The following is a 22,131-nucleotide window of genomic DNA, read 5'->3' as shown; positions in this document are numbered from 1 at the left end:
TTACCTGCTACAAAATTCTATACTGCAAATCCCTCATATTGTTCCTTAAGGGTATCGTAATAACGGCCTTTCATTTTTATAAGAGAATCATGGTTACCTCTCTCCACGATCTTTCCATCTTCAAGTATAATGATTTCATCTGCATTTTTTACTGCAGAAATTCTATGAGCAACTATTATCTTAGTAATATCATCTTTCTTATCGATTTCTTTTTGAATCTTATGTTCAGTTTTCATATCAAGTGCTGATGTGGAATCATCAAAAATAATTATTTTACATTCCTTAGCTAAAGCTCTAGCTATGCTAATTCTTTGTTTCTGTCCTCCAGATAGACCAATACCCCTTTCACCTATGATTGTGTCATATCCGTCTTCCATATGCTCAATAAAATCGTCTGCCTTAGCACTTTGTGCAGAATTAATTACTACATCATTCGTTAACAATTCTCCATACCCAAAACTGATATTTTCTTTTATAGTATCTGAAAACAAAAATACATCTTGCATTACGACAGAAATATTCTCACGTAAATTAGTTAACTCAATATCATTTATTCTTTCATTATCAATCAGTATCTCACCATCTGTTGTATCATAGAATCTTTCCAAAAGATTGATTATAGATGTTTTTCCAGAACCAGTGGCTCCCATGATAGCTAAAGTCTTACTTGGTAAAATCTTGAAGTTGATATCATCTAGAACCTTTTTACCATCTAATTCAAGTGATACATTATTAAATTCAACTTTACCTTTAGGTTTATCTAACTTAGCAGGTTTATTAGCATTCTTGATTTCCGGATCTTCAACAAATATTTTATCTATCTTCTTAGCCGATGCATTTGCCTCTGCCATTAGATTACTAAGAAATCCAAATGACCTCATAGGCCAGATTACCATATTCATATAGCCAGTAAATTTTATTAAAGTACCTACTGTCAGGTCCTCACCGATTACCATTGATCCTCCAAATACAATGACTAGTATAGGTAATATATTCGTTAGCATTTCAATACTAGGGAAAAATCTTGACCATATTCTTGCTTGTTCCATATTCAGCTTATAATAACCTTCATTATGTACCAAAAATTTCTTTATTTCATGTCTTTCTCTTGCAAAAGCCTTAACTAATCTAATACCAGCTATATTCTCTTGCGCTGTTGTATTAAGGGTTGCATTTTGTTCACTAATCTTCTCATATGTAGCCCCTATCTTTTTTTCTAGCTTGATTGCCATGTAGGCAATAATAGGAAGTGTTACAAACGCTAATATTGATAACTTAGCACTTATTGTGAACATAAAGATTGTTGCAATAATAAAGTATATTATGATCTCAATAAATAACATTAATCCAAAACTAATACCTTCCCAAACTCTATCAGCATCATCTTTAATTCTTGACATTAACTCTCCTGTATTTTTTCTATCAAAAAATCCAAGTGAGAGACTTTGAATATGATCAAATAAATCTTGTCTAAGACCACATATAATTTTGGAACCTACAATATCAAACATTATCTCTTTTATATATCCAAGCACAGCCCTTCCTAGCGTAATACCAATAAGTGCTATTATAAGTCCTTTGAATATGCTTATATCTCCACCCTCAATAACATCATCAATTATTGTTCCTGTTATCATAGGTGTGAATAAGTCTAAAACTATACTACTTAATAAAGCAATACTACCAAAGAAATACAAATACCAATATTTCCTCATATAATGCAAAACTCTTTTCATAATTATCCTCCTTACACGCCTCAAAATAGTAGAACTTTCCTATAATAAAATAACCACGGGCATAATTCTCCCATGGTTATTTAATAAAAAATATCAAAAAAGCCACAGGCACGTAACCCATGGCTCAAATATCAAATTATAGAAAATATTCTAATCTACTATCTGAGGCAGGGTCATCTTATATTTATCACTGTTACTACCATTAGTTGATTGGTTGATCATGTCTTTAACTATTCTTATTTTAATCATAACGCTACCTCCTTTTTTAATATTAATTAATAATAATTCTTTTATAATATTACACAAATATTTTTGGTTTGTCAAATATTTTTTATAATATTATATTCATTAGCCTTTAAATTATTACTTTTGAATCAAAAAAAAGCACCTATATCAGGCGCTTTTTTAATATATGTTATGTAATTAGAGTAAAAATATACATCTAATTACTCATATTGCTAGGAATTAGTTATTATCAGTAGTAGTATCTTCTGCATCTGTAGCTGTATCTTCGTCTGAAGTTTTATCGTCTGAAGTATCATCTTTAGATGTATCATCCTTTGATGAATCATCAGTTGTAGTCTCGTCTGACTTATCTGTATCATTACTGTCTTTTTCTTCTTCAACAACAGCATTTCTAGATTGTCTTACTTCTATACTCTTAACTACGTCTTCTTTATCTTCTACTTCATAATCCTTTTCCCATTCTTTGTACTTCTTATCAAATTCTTGATATTTTATTTGTTCTATCGCTTGATCTTTAATTTGTTGCTCTTTATCTTTGAGAGCTTGAATTTCTTCTTCAGTTGGTTCAATTACTTCTTCTAATTTAATTATGTGATATCCATGTTGTGTTTTTACAAGTTCAGTAATATCTCCTGGTTCCATATCAAATGATGCTTCAATAAACTCTGGAGCAAAATTAGTAGCTCTGCTGAATGTATATTCTCCACCTTTATCTTTTGATCCTGGATCTTCTGAATATTCTTTTACTAGAGTTTCAAAATCTTCTCCATCTTTTGCTTTAGCTAATACTTCTTCTGCTTTTGTTTTAGCTGCTGCAACTTGATCTTCAGGTAGAGGTTGATAACTATCATCTATTGTTCTAAATAAGATATGTCTTACTCTTACTTGTTTTGCATAATAGTCATATCCATTTTCTTGATATCCTTTATACTCTGGACTTTGTTCTAATAAAGTATTAAGTTCTTCTTCATTAACCTCATAATCCTTCATTTCTTCATCAAATAAAGCTTGAGTCAATGTTTGTTGTTCAAGAAGTTTCTTAACAATATCCAAAGTTATTCCATCTTCTGCCATTTTATCTTTACCGAATTGTTCTTCATATTGTTTGTAGAATTCTTCTGCTGATTTTTCATTATTCTTAACATCTTCCTCAGATACTTCTACACCTTTTTCTTTTGCTACTAAAGATAGTATATTAGCACTCTTTGCAGAGAACAAAGCATTTTCTTTTGCTATATCAACTACTGTCTTATTGTCTTCTAGTTGCTGATCCCACACGTCAGGTCCAAACATTCCTTCATATTGTGCTTCTAATTGCCTTAAGCGTAAATTAACTTCCCCTAGATTAATATTATGTTCACCATTTATTGTCGCTACTACTTTTGCTTCTGTGTCCTTATTTTCAGTATCATTACCTTTACTGCAACCAACGAACATAACTGTTACCATTGCAAGCGCTATACATACTGAAATAAGCTTGTTGACTTTCTTCATTATTATTGCCACTCCTTTTATTTTCTTTAGTGAAATAAAAATATAACTATAAATTAATAAAATAACAATATATACCATTATATTTCAATCTCTAGGCTTATTATATTTTAAATGATTTTAACAATAAAATCAAATTAAAATTAATTTGATAATAATTTCTTATCTTTTATGAGTTTTTTCTTATCGTAGTTATTTCTTTTCAGTGTTAGCAATTCAACTTCTTTTGTTTGACTTAAAACGTTACTTTCAATATCTTTTGTTAATAATCTACGAAGTTTACTTCTCATGGTTTCACCTAAAACTAACCTAGTTATTTGCATTCCTTTAATAAAATCCACTATTTTATTTGGCACATCTTTGCCACTTAGGAAATGGACTTCTCCACCTAATTGTTTTCCATACTCAAATAATTCTTCTAATAACTCAATAGATTCTTCGTTCTTGAATATACTCATCCCTTTTTCCACATGTAGTATGTGAAGCTCTCCACTTATCTCATTTGCGATTTCTGCACCTTTTCTTATTAACCTTTTTGAGTTCTTCTGTATAGTTATACAGACTAATATTTTTTCCACTTCTTGACTCATATACAAGCCCCCTTAATTACTCTTAAGGTAATTTCTCAATAAATGATTTACCTTAAGTACAGTGCCATTATAACATGTAACAAAATGTTATTCTACAAATTAAAGAAAACTTCAATAATTGTTAACAAATTATTCATTATTGTTTATATTTAGCTTTTGACCTTATTTACAGTCATAAAAAACTATTGGAACATAGAAAAGAACTACGTTTAAGTAGTTCTCATTCAATACTATTATGATGGCCCATTATCCTTCCATATTCAGCAGATTCATCGTCATGCTTGTATTTCATAGGAAATAATTTGCACATTCTGTCCATTAACTCTTTATAAAATAATTCTTCTGCATTCTCACTATTGAAGTCATTATTCTTTCTGTTAAACCAATTTTTGTATTTTACTTCTTCCGATGATTTTAATTCTGACTCAATTTCTTTAATATCTTTCCATTGACCAGTATTCAATATCTTTTCAATACTACTTTCTAGAGCAAAAACATCCGAATCCTTACACTTCACAAACCGTCACTCCTTGCAATATTAGTTTTTAATATAAGCTATAATTATATATATTTAACTTATATATTAAATTTATTTTATTATTCCCTACTTCATTCATATTTATTACTTGAGGAAATTAGACTGATATTAGTTGGTTAATCAACTGTAAGAAAACGTATCAAATTATATTCTATCAATTTCATTCAAAAAAATCAGGGTATCTATAATAATATGGTTTAGGGTAACATATTGGTCTTCTAGAACATCTTCTTCTAGATCTTCTACATCTTCTTCCATACATTTCATTTACTAACATGACTTGGATTGTATTTCTTAACCATCTATTAGGTTTTCTATAGAATCCACATCTTTTGCTGGACGGTTCGATTTCATTGTTATCTATATCTTCATTTTCAATTTTATCTTTAAATTCCTTAACATCTATTGTTTCGTCTTTTTCTACCTTTTCATAAATTTTATCTGCCAACATTTCTATGAACTCTTTTTCTGGATAATCATCATACATGTAACTTCCGCTATAATCCATTTTGTCGCATTCTTCATCAATATAATATTGAATTTTCTTGCATACTTCAGGATATAGGACTCTCATCTTCTTTTTGTCCATCTCATCCATACCATTATAATCTTCTACAGGCATTTGAATAGGAACCTGCATATTAGGGTCCATATACATTCTAGAGTCATATTTTCTGTCATCGCCATTTTTACTGTATCCATTTTGGTTATATTTATTCTGATTATATCTATTTTGGCTTGAACCATTTCTTCTATACCCATAATTGCCGTATCCTAAGCTATTATCTCTTTCATCTGCCACTGAATAAGGATTATAATAATATTGGTAAGGGTCTTTATATTTATCCACTTTAAAATCCTCCAATTTATATGTCAATATAAATATATGCGTTTAAAGTGGTTTGGTTCTTAAAAATCAATATTTTTTTATATTGGCACCTATGGCAACAAATTTTTCTACTACATCTTCATATCCTCTCTCAATGTACTTCATATCATTTATTATTGTTTTTCCTTCTGCACATAATCCAGCTAATAAAAGAGCCATTCCTGCTCTTAGATCCGAAGCACATACATTGGCTCCCATTAATTCCTCTACACCTACAACTACACAGCTTCTACCTTCTACCTTTGCATTAGCTCCCATTTTAGTCAGTTCGCCAACATGCATGAACCTGTTTTCGAAGATTGTCTCAACTATAACGCTTGTTCCTTCTGCTATAGACATCAATGCCATAAAAGGAGCTTGCATATCTGTTGGAAAGCCTGGAAATGGAAGTGTCGTTATATCTACCGCCTTTAATTTGCCATTACTTTTTACTCTTATTTTATCATCAATAACCTCAATGGTTACATTACTTTCTTCAAGTTTTGCAATAATAGGATTAATATGGTCAAGAATCACATTTTCGATGGTTATATCTCCACCAGTTATAGCTGCTGCTATCATGAATGTTCCTGCTTCCATCCTATCTGGAATGATTTGATACTTAATGCCTTGTAGCTTCGGCACACCTTTTATAATGATAGTATCTGTACCAGCACCCTTGATATCAGCTCCCATCTTAACTAAAAAATTAGCCAAATCTACAATTTCAGGCTCAACAGCAACATTCTCTACAATAGTTTTACCTACTGCTCTAACTGCTGCCATCATTATATTTTCTGTTGCACCTACACTAGGAAAATCCAAGTATATTTTAGTACCAATCAGTTTATCTGCTGTAGCTTCAATATATCCATGTTCAATACTTATATCTGCTCCTAAAGCAGTTAATCCTTTTATATGGAGATCAATAGGTCTATTGCCGATGACACAGCCTCCTGGCATACAAATCTTAGCTTTTCCTTCTCTTGCTAACATAGGACCTAACATAAGGACAGATGCTCTTATCTTCTGTCCTATATCTTCACATGTCATATCAGTTGATTTAATTTCATCTGCCTTAACATCTAATATTTTATTTTTCTTATCCCAATTAACTTCTACACCTATATTAACTAAAATGTCTTTCATGCTTTTTACATCAGTTAGATCCGGTACATCTTCTATATAACAATTCTCTTTGGTCAATATAGATGCAGCTATGATTGGTAATACAGCATTCTTAGAACCACTTATTCTAACATTACCCTTTAAATTATTGCTTTTCATTATCTCTAATTTATCCAAGTCATCTTATCCTCTCGTATAAGCTATAATAATAAGTTGAATAGAACTAAATAATTGTTGGCTCTATAGCAATTATTTAATTAAACTTATATACTTATCCATCTAATATTAATAGTCAATTGTTATAACAGGAATAGCAGCATACAAGTAGGTCGTATCTTCTATTTCATTATATGTCAATGCCAAATCAACATTTATTTTCTCACCTTCAGTGATTATATGTTCATCAATATATCTAGAATATCCATAAATGCTGTATATATTTTCTGTCTTAAAACTATCTTTCACTTCACAACTCATCTTGTTTGCAATTTGCTTAACTATCTCTTTTGCCTTAGATTCATCTAATTTGCCTTTATGTTTACTTGTAATAGTAAGATTATCTCTTGCATCCATATCCATTTCCTTGAATATTTCAGTAATCTTATCTCTGAAGTAGAGTATACTTCCACATTTATCACTTAGAACAAGATTAATAATGATATAATTATCTACCTTCAATCCATTATTAGGAACTTCTTCAATGAGCTCTACTACTTTAATTGTTGTATCCGCTTCTTTTGTTTTTTTATTAACACTATAGACTCTTTTGAAATCTTCAGAATTATATTCTTCCTTATAATCTGGTTCTAAACCTAGCTTTTTAGTTACTTCCAATGCAAGCTTTTTCATTTCTACTTCAGTCATAAAACTTTTGCTGTATTCTCCCCACATATTCAGGTCAGTTTCACAGAGTGTAAAATTCACCTCATTAAAAGTTGTGAGTAACTTTTCTTCTCCATTAACAACCATCTTTTCCACATTGTTAGCTACTAGCAAGGTAGCAAAAACCAGAATGACACATGCAATTTTCTTTAACATAAAAAATCCCCCAATCTCATATTTTAATATATTAAAAGTATGAACACTTAGGGGATATTTTATTCAATTTACAGCAATGAATTATTATATATCATAATATTATTTTATGGTGTAATTAGTCTGCAATGCTCTTGATAAAAGTGTTGCACATTGTTGTCTTGTAGCCTTCGTATTAGGCTTATATGGGCTATAGAAAGCATCTATATCCCTTACTATATGGGCTTTTGCCATATTGACAAAATTTTCATTGCTCCAATGATTGACTATGGGGTTTTTATAACTACTTGATTCATCATGGAATCTAAAAGTTTTATCAATTATCTTTAAGACTTCTCCAATAGTTATATCTCCCTTAGGATTACAAATCCCATTACCGTTTCCTGATATAATACCTTTATTAGCCAAAGTCATAATATACTTTTTGCCCCAAAAATTATTATCTACATCTTTAAATATAGATTCTGATTCAGTATCTATCTCAAAACCAGCTGTTGCCGCAAGCATAGCAAAAAATTCTGCTCTAACTACATTATTATTTGGTTTAAATGAATTATCTTCATAACCATTAATGATACCTCTATCATATAGATTAAGTATATCATATCTATTGACTTTATCTTCCGGTAAATCAGTTAAAACATCTTGTTCCACCTTTTGCTTTTTCAAAATAATTCTAATCGGAAAACTGATTCCATCTATAGTCCTTTTATTAAACCCTTCGGGAATGTTATCACCCACTCGATATGTTACTTCCAAAACATTATCTTTAGTCAAATAATAACTTATTACTTGTATTTCATCTTTACTATCTTGAACATTCCAAGCAAGCTCTATCTCTCCTTTAGTCTCAGAATACTGAGTAAAATTGTATATAACTCTACTTGAAACCGCCGACACAATGATTGTGTTTATAAATAGACTGCTTATTATTATTAATGATATAACGTATTTTTTCATTAGACTAATTCCTCCCCTCTAGACAATTTTTTTATCACTCGATCTTAGACCATATGCTAAATACTTCTCCAAACTTCATACTATCTTTTGCCCTTATATCATTAGCATTACTAATCAATCCAAGTTTTATTGCCTTAGCAATACTCTCTTTATAGGCACTATCTATAGTAGAATCCTTCGTAAGATTACTAAAGACATTACTGTCATATTTAACTACTTGGTCATTCATTATTTCATATGTTCTAATAAACATGTTGAATCCAGCTTCTCTTGAAACTGTTGATCTGTCATGAGTACCTGTTTTACTTATTCCAGAATTAGTCAAATGTCTTATAGTATTCTTATCTATGTATTTTGATAAATCAATATTTCTTTCCTCAGTCAATACACCATACATAATATTCAACATTTGTTTCTCCGTAATATTATTATCTGGATTATAGTTATCAAGCCCACTTATCTTATATTTACCAGCAATTTCTTTTCTGGCACTTTCAGACCAATGAGTAGGAATTGTAGGTGTTACAGTATCCATTTTATCTTGGTCTGTTATATATAATCCAAATACTCCTAATGAACCAGTGTTAAATGTAACGTTACCAGAATAAGTATTATATTTGCCTTCAATCTCTTTCCACTTATTATATTTTGAATCCTTTCTATAAGTGATGACCTCTTTCCCATACAAACCATATCTTGGCTTAGCTTTTACATTTATCATCATTTCTTTATCAGTATACTTTATTTCATTAGTACCTTTATTAGTTGATATGTACATCCCTAGTTTCTGAGGAACACCTACTGAAACCAATGCATCTTCTGGCATAAGTTCAGGTACATAATAATTATTGAATTGATCTATATTTATACTAATAGTTGGAGCTGCTCCATACTGTGTTACATGTTTATCAATAGTGCTTTTTAGTGATTCATATGGCATTTCCAGAGTCATATCTCCTGCTTTTACCAGAATCTTAACTTTATGAGCATCAAAAGCTTCTATAACTGAATAAGGAATAAGTACTTTTCTCTTGACAATAGGATTATCCTTATACTTAGAAACATCTATCTCATATACATAAGTATTATGCTTAATTAGATTAGTAATAAGTCTTTGATCCACATTATTATCAGCCATATCATCTTGTCCAGTTCCATTACTTCTAAATCTATAAGTTAACTCCTTTTTCTCTTTATCATATACTAATTCGTAATCCTTACCTGGTAGTATTTCTAATTCTGGATCTGTATGACCATCATATTCAGAATTAGAGTACTTGGTCAGAACTCGTATTGGATTAGAGAAGCTAAGAGAATCTTTAACTATAAGCTGTCCTTTCTCTGGTCCAGTAACTGTAACACGAGTCTTCATTCTTACATAATAGAATCTATTTCCAATAAGCTTATTTATCTTGACTAAATATTTTTCTAGTATTTCAACGTTATCAGGTTTCAGATCTCCCTCTCCGCCAGCAACTTCGATATATATAGGATCAATAAACAATCCATTATCCGCTACTTCCATTAGATATGTAAATTTCTTCTCTATTGTTGATTTATCGCCTTCTGGCTTAGGTTTATCATCCACATGTAAAAGCCATTCTATACCTATATAGTCTTCTGTTACACTGTCAGTATAATCATGTTTTTTCATAGCTTCACTTGAAGCTATTCCAATCCCCCTAGGCGGTAACGGATTATCTATGTCTTTTGTAGTCCCTATAGCAACATTACTCCATGGTGATTCATGACTATTAACTGGTTGAATACTTCTAATCCAAAAATAGTATTGAGTATCAGGAAATAAATCATCTACTGTTACTTCATAATAAGCTCCATCCGTTGGATATAACGGATCTAGTGGATCTTCTGGTAACTTCCATTCCCATACCTTAGCATTCTCTGCATCTTCTGTAAGAGAATATCTAATTTCATATTTAAAACTAGTATCATATTTCCATGTCAATGTCATAGTAGTATCTGTATAATCATTTATATATAGACTAGGTACAGTTGGGTCAGGATTCACAACTGAATCTTCTGGTTTCGTTGCTACAACAATTGGTGTAGGATAATGAGCTAATACCAGATCACCAGAATATAATTCTCGATATGGATATAACATAAACAGATATAAAGTATTTGGTAGTAATGCATCTTGTTTATAATATTGATAAGTAGCATCATCTACATCTTTTTCAACTTCAATATCCTGCCATCCTATAGTATTTACTCCATTCTTATCATCACTGATCAATTTATTATAATAATCTACAAATGAGTAATCTGGATCATTTTGTTTTTGCAGATTGATTTCTTTTTGAACTTCAGTGTATGGAATCTTATGGAATTTATATTTAACATCAGATACACCAAATTGGTCTGCACCCAAATCAATCTTTCTGCTCAATACATCAAAACTACTATCTATATTTTTAACATAATTAACGAATCTAGTTATCTCACTTTCGTCTTTGTAGATTGGGAAATATTCTGCTCCTTCAACATATTTAGTATAGATTTTTGCTGTACCACTATCATTAATGACCCACACTTGATTGGTCCAGCTGGAAAGAGTATCATATGCAACTGTGTCCTTAGCAATAACCTCCCACCATTTTTCTTTCCATTGAATAGCAACTTCTGTTGTCGTTGTATCTTTATCCTTTATTTTTAAAGGTGGTTTGGCCACTGATGGCGGTTCAAAAGAATCTCCATTATATCCATAGTAAAGAGATACAATCGTTGGCTCTGAAACTTTTTCTTCATTCCCCCATCTTTTATTGGCTACTATCTTTATATAATATAAATTACCTGGTGTTATTCTTTGTAGATCTGATTTATCTTTGTCATAATAGTATTCTAAGTTATATTTATAACCAACTATTTCATCAGTTGTATTTTTTAATATATTATTAGGTGTAGCATTACCATATTTTTGGCTATCAACTATTTTTTTAGCTCCTGCTAATGATTCTAAGTCTCTAGTAACGTATATATCATAATAAACATCTGTATCTGTAATTAAATCTCCATATGTAGGTGAAGAACTGATTACATCCTTCCTTTTGAAGGCACCCCATACAAAGTTTATAGAATCTCCTGCTTCTACTACATTAAAGGTACGTTTAGCTTCTAACAGATCACTTATATTGTCATTATATGAGTCACCTGGAACTAAATATTTTTTCTCCAGTTCATCCTTTATCTCATTTAATGGCTTAGTCTTAAGGGTTTCAAGTATTGATTTAGTCATTAAGTTAGGAACTACTGGTTTCGTTGGTTTTATGTTTAACGCCAACGGTACAAAGGGAACTTTTTTTGACTTTGGTTCAATTGGTATTTTGCTTGTATCTCCTACAGCCTCATATCTCAGCTGTAATTGATATTCTACAGATTGATTTGGTCTTCTAACACGATAATACTCCATAGTAGCAGCATCTTTATCAAATATCGCAATATTACTTGGCTGGTCATTAACATATTCCATCAATCTTGCTTCAACTAATTCATATTCACTTTGGTCTTGACCTACTTTAAAGCTTGCAGGTATATTCCATTCCAATCTTACATATTCTCCGTCCTCAAATACTTTTAGGTCAATATTAGTTGAACATGTCCAAATGTATGGATAATTGACATTCTTAACCAATGGTCTGCTATCATAGTACTCTGTTACAGGTTCTACCAATACAGAGTATATTTGCCCTGGATATATATTCTGTTCTAGCTTGTATCTTAGACGATTTCGTTTCTTGACAGTATCATAATATTGTTGTATCTTACCTGATTCAACACTAAGATTATTGATTTCTCCCTCTTTGTTATTAATAAGATCTTGCTTGGATCTATTAGAGTAATCTCCTACAGCATACACTATTCTATATTCAAATGTATCTAATCCAATATCATCCCATACTACCTCAATACTGTCATCTTCTGGTATTAATTCTACATTGATATCTGTTATTGCATATACCCTTTTTGCTGCTCCAGTTGTAGGAGCAAGAACCTGTGTTATTTCTCCATCAATTTCTGTTCTATGATAGTGATAAGGCTGTATGAATACTTCATATAATGAACCTGTATCTAGAACTATTTCATCATGAACATTGATACTCTTGGCTGTAAAAGCATCTGTTCCTGAATCAATTTTAATGTTTTCATCTACTCCAGAGGTTTTATTATTTACCTTTAGCTCATAAAAATCTGGAGTATGATAATCTGAACCTGTAGCAGGAGCCCAACTATCTGGTTCCTGCCAGCTAACAGTCATGGTAGGTCTAATGATAGGCTTTCCCGTAACTACATCTTGTCCAATAATATAATAAACATCATCTATTGATATATCTTTTACTGGTATCTGTACATTAGCCATTACCCTAATTGGTTGGACAAACATGCATATAATTATAACTAACGATACTAATTTCTTTTTCATATATTCTCCTCCTACCAATCAATCTTATTATTGATTCTTGTCAACATTTCTAAAACTGTTTCTGTGACCACTTCTTCATTGGGTAATAACCTACCATCTGTTAATTTGATTATACCTAGATTAACTCCTTTAATAAGTACATCTCTATATTCTTCCTTAATATCATAGTCGTCTTCAATAATATTATAGTCAGTAACATTAATACTATCTAGATTAAGGTTATTCTTTATTGAATAAGCCTGCATGAATATGTAAATGGCTTCATCTTTTCTCATATGTCCATACATATCATTTACTGGAATATCAACATTATGTTCTTCTAACCATTCTGCATTATCATAACCTTTTCCAGCACCCAAAACTCTAGCTGTAGCTGATAATAGTTGATAGTTATATACATGATACTTAAGATTACTAAGTTCACCACTGTTGAAAATATCTGTCAAGCTGTACTGAGTTACTAGATCAGTAACCATACCATTATAGATATTATCTAATTCACTGTACATATTCGATTTTGGTGCAAACAGATAAGACCCTGCTTTATCTGTTTCTATATTATATGTACCACCATAGTTATCACTGTTAACTATAGTAAATGAACTTCCCTCTTTTATATAACCTTGTAGAGTATCATTCACTGACCCAACATCAAATGCTATTCGAACACTTTCATTCAATTCCCTTACAGTACTATACTTAGTCTGAATAGAACTTTTCATTAAGCTCTTGATATTAGCTCTGTGAGTTTGTTTGACTAGTACTAGAGTATCAGTCACTATCTTTAATAATTTTGCATCATCTATGCCAGAATCTAATTCTTTATCCAACTGCTCCATGAGATACGTTTTTTTGCTTTCGACTGCCTGTTCGAACTTCTGTAAAATCAATCTTTCAATATCATCTTCTGATTTATTACTGCCAACTACTTGTATATCATAATTCATAAGATTAGTTGATGGTGATTTTCCGTTTACCTTATCTTTATATTCTCCGATATTCATTATTAATCTTATATAATAATCTTTTGTAGAATTATTATATTTATTGATTTCATCAATCTTTTCTATTATTTCGGCTGTCTTATCCATTGATAATGTATATGGTCTAATTCCTAAATCTCCATCAGGAAACCTAATCACTATTGTTATACCATTATCATTAGCAGTTTCAATCATCTTAGCTGGTAGATAGTAATCCTGTATACCTTTTATAGCATCTACCAAATAGTAATTTCCTTCTTTAACATATTTCAAATCTCCGATATTATAATCTTGACGATACTTTATAACTTGTTTCTTATCATCTTTTTCTATCTCCCAATAAGATGTTTTAATAAGTTCCTGAGCTTTATCTTCATAATACTTGATATACTCTATATACTTATTTTCCTTATCATAGTCTTTCTGATCAAATTCCGTACGCGTACTTACTCTGTCAGAAAAACTTGACCTTGGATAGACTCTATCACCATTAGGTAATGTATCTTGTGGCTTAGTTCTATCCTCTATTCGTACTTTTATACTATAGGTAGTACCTGGTTTTAATCCACTAATTTTATAAAATGACCTCGTATAGCCCTCATTAGCACCTGTTACCTGTTCTAAATAATAACTACTGTATTTAGTATTAGTATAATCAGTATCCTTGTCACCTTTTACAAATATCTCTACACCATAATTGCCTGTTGTGTGATAATCCGTAGGTACAGGCGCATCAAATCTTATTACAGCTTCTCTCTTAGGATCATAAGCGTATTTGGGATTATGATCTACTATTAGATTAATTGGTCTTTTGATAGGCGCTGTTGTCAAGGAAGCTGCTACCCAAGCAGAAGCTGCTTTGGGAAGTTCAGATTCAATTCTTATTGTACGTGCATAGTAATAATATACTTTGTTAGGTAGATTATTATTATCGATTATACTAATCTTATTGTCAGCTACATTGAATGTCTGTGTAGCTTCAATCCATGTTCGAGTATTTTTATCATAATACTTCAAAACATATTTTCCATCTTTTACATAAAGTCTCCATCCTTCTACAACTGCACCTGTAAGGAGTTGTGAATCAAATATGTCTTGTAACATCTTTCCACTGCCTAATGATTCTGGCAAGGATTTATTTTCAATACTGATCAATTCAAAACCGTACTTATCTTCTATTAGTTCAATTTCTGTAGGAAATTCCCATGAAATTTCACCTGAAATCATGCTATCATCCAAATGCTTAGCTTCCATATTTTCTGGAGCTAATGGTATTAACTCACTATCTCCTGGATTAGCTGGTATAACTGGTGATGTAGCACTTAACATGCTTGAAGGTTCTGAACGTCTTTTATCAACGATAACACTTGTATCAGATACATCGGAAATATCTAATTTAGTTACAATTCTAATATAATAATTAGTGTTAGGGTCTAAATTCAATAATTTTAATTCTTGAAATCCTGCATCTGTTGGCTGAGTACTTATGTCACTGTATAAAATATTATCAGACCTTAGATTATCTATCTCATCTGCTGTTAACTCGATATCATCTGAATAATCAGCTATTTTATATACTCCATTTTCATTTTCCCTAGCCGCATTATCCAAATCTAGTATTTTCTCTGTATCACCCTCAGTAGTCATCAGTGACTCTAGGTTTAGTATCTTTTGTTTATCCTTAGATATATATATCCTGTAATTGATGTTATTAATATTCTTATTTATAGGAGCTATCATATAATTATCATAATTCTTTATATCAACCAGTTTGAATTTTACATTAAGACCTACTCTTGGTTGTTCCTCTGAAGTAATTCTTGGCGTATAATCTAGAGTTCCAGCCATAGGTATGTCATATCTTAACATACTAAGTGAAATACTATCTGCTATAGAACGGTCACTTTGTCCTGTTCCTCCTGCAGATACATATACAGATCTCATTTTAATGAAATTAATTCCTGGGAATTCATAATCATACTCATCATCTGCTTCTTCAGATTTCGTATAAGGTGTTGTTTTATTAGTTAAATCTTTTTTAATAGGTTTTGACCAGATTGTTGGTTTGTCAGTTAATGAACTACCTTTGTATTCACCCCTGATAACAATATTTTTCACTTGAAATAGATTCTCACTAGCATTATATCCATATTGATATCCTGATATTGTTGATGGTGAAGCTTGTTCCATTCCTGAATCAACTTCCTCAACTTTGATACCTTCTACAGCCTTATATACCTTAAACACTTTTGTAATTGTGTATTGATTGCTTGGTTCTTCTATGGGTATATCATTGAATAGCATCTCGTAATACACAGCAGTATCCGTTTCTGATAACATATCTTCTAACAATTCTTTATCTGGAGCATGCCATGTTAAGTCAAATTGCACTTTAGCTGGTGTGTCAGAATCTAAGTCCTCAGGTGGAACGACAGCTAGGTTCTTAATTTCCTTGATTCTTGGTACTGGAGGTGGTACATTATTATCATTTTTCGGCACATATTCTATTGTCTGTGATCTTAGAGGAGATCCAGCAAACTGAACACCTACTTGATAATATTCTTGAGAACTTCCATTAGAAAATGGAACTGGAATATATATATTAAAGTCTGAATATTCTTGTTTGTGATAGTGTTTTAACCATATATCGTCCTCACCAAATTCTGAACTCCATGTTTTACTATGATAGATAGTATATTCTAAATCATCTGCATTGCTACCTGCATATGGCGCTATGTCTAGATATGCATCATCCATACTCGCTCTTTTTACGATATAATCCAGATATGTATAAGCATATTTATTGACAGGTTCATATTGGTTGAATTGATAATTAGGACTTTCTTCTAAGGTAATGGCTGCAGTATATACTCTACTTGCTCCTAAATTATCCCATTGTAGAAAATCCGTATTTCCATCTTTAAGTCCTGTTCTATCTTGAACTAATTCAATAGTATATGTTCCTGTCGATGAATTATAATCAAATTGTGCTGAAGTATTGTTCCCAGTAGCTATACTAGGCGGACTAATAAAATTCCCATTACTTACACCCATCGGTATTATAATATCAGTATTATCCCCATTATCTCTGATATCCTTTAATGCTAATACAGCATTAACAAGATCACCATCAGCTTTTTTTAATTGGTCTATTGTTGCAATCATATATTCTAAGCTAGTATTATTAAATACTTTTGGTCTATCAAAAGTTATTCTAAGACCTGGTTTACTACCTGGTCGTATATTAGAATTATTTGGTATTTCTATAGTCTGAAGATCTTTATTCGTATTATGAGCTGAATCCTCTACCCAATGTGTTGGTACTATCTTAAAATTATCAAATGCTCTAAGTAATTGTAATGTTTCTACTGTCATATCTGGTGTCGTTAATTTAAAAGGAACGATACACCCTTTCTGAATACCTTTTGTAAGAAAGCTCACTGTTTTTGTCTGCATATTCCATCTAAATCTAACAGGCATATTATTAATAACAAATGAAGCCCCTGGGTATTTGGAACTTGCTCCCTTTACAATGGTAAATTCTAAAGAATCCCCAACAAGTAACCCATCTGTATCTGTTATTGTTTCTAATTGAGGTACAAGTAAATCATAATTCATCATGGCAAATGATTTATTGAATTCTGTATTTGTAATACTAGTTTCTGTACCAGATGAATAATCTAATATATTATATTTAACAACCAACTGATTAACTTGGTGTTCGAATGTTACTTCTGTCTTAATCTTTTCTGTAAGATAATATTCTAATTTGTACTCACCATAATCTTCTAGATCCCAGTTAATAAATACTTCATCATCACCTGCTTTGTTACTTACTACTTGCAGTAATTCATCCATAGTATCATTTTTTTTCCATTCAAACCCTAAATCTGAAGCAGCTTTAATAATATTTGTATTAGTTAAATTTATAATAGATACAAATAAAAAAACTACTAAAGACATTGAAGTTATCCACAATGCTTTTCTTTTTCTCATCATTTATCCCCCTTATTAATGTTATTTGTTCACACTTCTGTTTTTTTCCATCACTTAGTTTTAATATATTAAAACTTAACGTTTATAGATAATTTAATCCAATCTATTTCATCAGTACATAATTATCTCTGTTTCTACAAAATAACATAAAAATCTTTTTCAATTATATATCGGCATTATCCTTATAATAATTGATAGAAACTATCAAATTAACCTACCATTTTTATTAGGAAAAATTCTCCATAAATCAGTCATATAGAAAGTATTTTTTGCAAATTATAAAAACTCCAAAGTATATTTACCTTGGAGTTTAATAATTTTTTTATTATTTCATATTAAAATCATTAATAGTATTTATTTAAGTTTAAAGAAAATACGATCTTTCTTATCCATACTTACAAATTTTTGTATAGCCAAATAATTTTCAGAATAATTATATACCCCTAAAATTATTTTACCTTCTACACTAAAAGATTCATTTTGTCCTGGATGAAGTTCTTTGTAATCTATTAAATCTTCTAGATTCCTTTTTAATGATCCATCAAATCCATAATCTGTTCCACCAATTATACAATTTCCATTTACTGCTTCAGTACCCCATATATCAGGTAGATATGATTTCAAAAAGGCATACTCATTTTTACCTTTATATGTTGCATTGCTCACATCTACTTTGAGCGTTACCATAACATAATCAATTGATGTATCATCATTTGCTTGAAAACCTAATGATGAAATCTTCTCTCTAGTTATTGGCTCTACTTTTGAAACAGTTAATTCATAATCAGCACATTTTGTCCAATCATCATAATCATATATATCACTATAAGAAATAGTTGTCCCTATTTCCACTGGATTATCCATTGAACCTGAATTTGTTGACATATTTTTTTGTGTTGATTGGTCTTGCTTTGGTTGATTTGGTTTATTTGAACCATTATCATTGTTAGCTGAAGGTAAATCAGTAGGAACTGCACCATCATTTACTGTATTACTTGCCATAATTGAAATAGTTTTTGTTTGTCCATCCCATGTTATATCTGCTCCCATCATATCTGCTATTGCTCTAACAGGAAGATAAGTAGAACCATTGATTATTACTGGATAAACATCATTACCATGACCATCTTTCAAGTTTTGTACTTGATTATTATAAGTTATTTTGATACCTTTGTTTTCTTTCCCTGATATATCTCTTATCAAGGAACTTGCTGATAAAGATGTTGATAATGTAAGAATTAGAATTACTGAAGCTAATACTCTTGCAGTTTTTTTCATAAATTACTCCTTTTTTCGGTTTATTTTGACTAATTTCTAGTATATACCATATATTACCATATGAAAATAATTCTTTCAAGAAAAATAATACCCATAGATTAAACACTTTTACAAGTGCTATATCTATGGGTATTTATTATAATTCTCATTATCTATTCATCAGAATCATCATATTTACTAACTTCAATTCTAACAACCGACCTAGCCAGCGCCGCCTTGGTTCTGATCTCATTGAGCTCAGCCTTCTCAGCCGTAAGTCTTCTTTCTGCTCTAATCTTAGCCTCTTCCGCTCTTTTTGCATCAATCTCATGGGGCCATTCAGCAGCATCTGTTAGAATTGTTACTTTTTCAGGAGTTACTTCTACAAATCCTTTGTGGATTGCAGCTTTTTCTTCTTTGGAATCATTCTTGATAATCATCATTCCACTAACCACTGGTGTAGTTAACGGTATATGATTAGCATATATTCCTATATCACCTTCACTGGTTTTGAATTCTACACGATCGACATCATCTTCATAGAATATTCGTTCTGGTGTAACAACTTGTAATAAAAATTTATTATTAGCCATCTAATCACCTACTATACTCTGCTTAAAACATCATCAATACTACCTGCCATTAAAAATGCATTTTCAGATATATTGTCATGTTTACCATCAAGAATCTCTTTAAAACCTTGTATTGTATCTTTTAACGGTACATATTTTCCTACTTTACCAGTAAAGTTCTCTGCCACGAAGAATGGCTGTGATAAGAAATATTGTATCTTTCTAGCTCTTGCAACAATAATCTTATCATTTTCTGATAATTCATCCATACCTAGAATTGCAATGATGTCTTGTAATTCTTTATATCTTTGAAGTATTTCCTGTACACGTCTTGCAACATCATAATGCTCTTCACCTACAACCATAGGTGAAAGAATTCTTGAAGTCGAATCAAGTGGATCTACTGCTGGGTAAATACCACGTTCAACAATATCACGTGATAATACTGTCTTCGCATCAAGGTGAGCAAATGTAGTTGCTGGAGCTGGGTCAGTTAAGTCATCAGCTGGTACATAAACTGCTTGAACTGATGTTATAGAACCGCTCTTAGTAGATGTGATACGTTCTTGTAATGCACCCATTTCTGTAGCAAGTGTTGGCTGATAACCAACGGCACTAGGAACACGTCCAAGTAAAGCTGATACTTCAGATCCTGCTTGTGTGAAACGGAAAATATTATCAATAAATAGTAATACGTCACGTCCACCTTCGTCACGGAAATATTCTGCCATTGTAAGACCTGTTAATCCAACACGCATTCTTGCTCCTGGTGGCTCATTCATCTGTCCAAACACCATGGTAGTCTTATCAAGAACTCCTGATTCTGCCATTTCATGGTATAAATCATTACCTTCTCTTGTTCTTTCGCCAACACCAGTGAATACAGAATATCCACCATGTTCTGTTGCAATATTACGAATTAATTCTTGGATAAGTACTGTTTTACCTACCCCTGCACCACCAAAAAGACCTACTTTACCACCTTTTTGGTAAGGACATAATAAATCAACAACTTTTATTCCTGTTTCTAATATTTCAGTTTCAGTTACTTGTTCCTCAAATTTTGGTGCTTCTCTATGAATAGGCCAGCTATGTTTTGTCTTTGGTGCTGGTTTATTATCTATTGCTTGACCTGTAACATTAAATATACGACCTAAGGTTTTTTCACCAACCGGTACTGTTATTGGCTTTCCAGTATCAATTGCTTCCATCCCTCTTGATAAACCATCAGTTGGACCCATGGCTATACATTTTACAATATTATCACCAAGATGTTGGGCAACCTCTACTATAAGGTCAGTTCCATCAACTTTTTTGATTACAATAGCATTGTAAAGAGCTGGAAGATGTCCACTAAATTTTATATCCAAAACGGCACCAATAATTTGAGTGATTTTACCTACTTTTTCTGCCATTTTATTATTTCACTCCTTTACTTAAGCGCTTCTGCACCACCAACGATTTCTGATAGTTCTTGAGTAATTGAAGCTTGTCTAGCTCTGTTATACTCAAGTGATAAGTCATCAATCATATCTGTGGCGTTATTTGTAGCTGAATCCATGGCAGTCATTCTTGCACCATGTTCACTAGCTACTGATTCTCTAAGTGCTCCAAAAATAATACTATTAATATATTTAGGAATAACTTGTTCAAGTACCTCTTCTGGTGATGGTTCATAAGTCATCATATCACTACTTTTTTCGCCTGTTCCTTTAAAATCATCTGTATCGACAGGAAGAACTTTTAGAAGTTTAGCTTCCTGAGTAAGTGCAGAAACAAAAGAAGTATACGCTATATAAACCTCATCAATGATACCTTCTGTATACATTGTTAACAGCTTTTCACCTATTAATATTGCATCTTTATAAATTGGTTGTTCTATAACATCATTATATTGTTCAACAACTTCATAATCATTTCTTTTGAAGTTATCAGCACCTCTTTTTCCTACTGCAACTATTTTGGAATCATTAGGTTCTGAGTCCTTCATTACAAGTTTAACCACACTGGAATTATATCCACCCGCTAGACCTTTATTAGATGTTATAACAATGTATCCTTTATTTTTAACTTCTCTTTCTGTTAAAAAAGGATGACTAACAGTATTACTTCGCTCTAATATGGAACCTATAGTTTCCCTCATTTTGTCAAAGAAAGGTCTTGACTCAGCAGCTTTTGTTTTAGCTTTCTGAAGTTTTGAAGTGGCAACTAATTTCATGGCCTTTGTAATCTTCTGGGTACTTTGTATACTATTTCTTCTTAACTTGATATCTCTCATGGATGCCATGGA

The 22,131-nt window shown here is 31.4% G+C and carries 14 protein-coding genes; all 14 read right to left on the bottom strand.

Annotated features, from left to right (window positions below):
• Positions 1-17: 17 nt before the first annotated feature.
• The 14 genes from ACX6CF_RS10575 to atpG all read right to left on the bottom strand — a co-directional run bounded on the left by ACX6CF_RS10575 (position 18) and on the right by atpG (position 22,128).
• Positions 18-1,736 (bottom strand): ABC transporter ATP-binding protein, encoded by a 1,719-nt coding sequence (locus tag ACX6CF_RS10575; protein WP_458785290.1) that lies wholly within the window; start codon positions 1,734-1,736, stop codon positions 18-20.
• Between the two features lie 465 nt (positions 1,737-2,201).
• Positions 2,202-3,476, bottom strand: coding sequence for a peptidylprolyl isomerase (locus tag ACX6CF_RS10570; RefSeq protein ID WP_458785289.1), 1,275 nt, complete (start codon positions 3,474-3,476; stop codon positions 2,202-2,204).
• 140 nt (positions 3,477-3,616) lie between these two features.
• Entirely contained in the window at positions 3,617-4,063 is a 447-nt protein-coding gene (locus tag ACX6CF_RS10565; protein WP_458785288.1) for a universal stress protein, read from the bottom strand.
• Positions 4,064-4,283: 220 nt separating this feature from the next.
• Positions 4,284-4,580, bottom strand: coding sequence for a hypothetical protein (locus ACX6CF_RS10560; RefSeq protein ID WP_458785287.1), 297 nt, complete (start codon positions 4,578-4,580; stop codon positions 4,284-4,286).
• Positions 4,581-4,761: 181 nt separating this feature from the next.
• Positions 4,762-5,451: a hypothetical protein gene (locus ACX6CF_RS10555; RefSeq protein WP_458785286.1), complete on the bottom strand. Its 690-nt coding sequence runs from the start codon at positions 5,449-5,451 to the stop codon at positions 4,762-4,764.
• A gap of 66 nt (positions 5,452-5,517) precedes the next feature.
• On the bottom strand, positions 5,518-6,774 hold the full coding sequence (gene murA, locus ACX6CF_RS10550) for a UDP-N-acetylglucosamine 1-carboxyvinyltransferase (protein ID WP_458785285.1): 1,257 nt from the start codon (positions 6,772-6,774) through the stop codon (positions 5,518-5,520).
• A gap of 108 nt (positions 6,775-6,882) precedes the next feature.
• Positions 6,883-7,635: a YwmB family TATA-box binding protein gene (locus tag ACX6CF_RS10545; RefSeq protein ID WP_458785284.1), complete on the bottom strand. Its 753-nt coding sequence runs from the start codon at positions 7,633-7,635 to the stop codon at positions 6,883-6,885.
• A 99-nt stretch (positions 7,636-7,734) separates the two neighbouring features.
• Positions 7,735-8,592, bottom strand: coding sequence for an S-layer homology domain-containing protein (locus ACX6CF_RS10540; RefSeq protein WP_458785283.1), 858 nt, complete (start codon positions 8,590-8,592; stop codon positions 7,735-7,737).
• Between the two features lie 34 nt (positions 8,593-8,626).
• Positions 8,627-13,033, bottom strand: a complete 4,407-nt coding sequence (locus ACX6CF_RS10535) for a fibronectin type III domain-containing protein (protein WP_458785282.1) — start codon at positions 13,031-13,033, stop codon at positions 8,627-8,629.
• A gap of 11 nt (positions 13,034-13,044) precedes the next feature.
• Positions 13,045-18,012, bottom strand: coding sequence for a hypothetical protein (locus ACX6CF_RS10530; protein WP_458785281.1), 4,968 nt, complete (start codon positions 18,010-18,012; stop codon positions 13,045-13,047).
• 354 nt (positions 18,013-18,366) lie between these two features.
• Complete coding sequence (locus ACX6CF_RS10525; RefSeq protein WP_458785280.1) at positions 18,367-19,290, bottom strand: stalk domain-containing protein; 924 nt, start codon at positions 19,288-19,290, stop codon at positions 18,367-18,369.
• A 152-nt stretch (positions 19,291-19,442) separates the two neighbouring features.
• Complete coding sequence (gene atpC, locus ACX6CF_RS10520; RefSeq protein ID WP_458785279.1) at positions 19,443-19,862, bottom strand: ATP synthase F1 subunit epsilon; 420 nt, start codon at positions 19,860-19,862, stop codon at positions 19,443-19,445.
• Between the two features lie 11 nt (positions 19,863-19,873).
• The gene (atpD, locus tag ACX6CF_RS10515; protein WP_458785278.1) at positions 19,874-21,256 is read right to left on the bottom strand and encodes a F0F1 ATP synthase subunit beta; all 1,383 of its coding nucleotides are present in this window, start codon (positions 21,254-21,256) and stop codon (positions 19,874-19,876) included.
• 17 nt (positions 21,257-21,273) lie between these two features.
• Entirely contained in the window at positions 21,274-22,128 is an 855-nt protein-coding gene (atpG, locus tag ACX6CF_RS10510) for an ATP synthase F1 subunit gamma (protein WP_458785277.1), read from the bottom strand.
• Positions 22,129-22,131: the final 3 nt, after the last annotated feature.

This window comes from Vallitalea sediminicola (assembly GCF_054408565.1).
The sequence above is the reverse complement of the archived record's forward strand: the minus strand, read 5'-3'. Positions and strand labels throughout refer to the sequence as shown.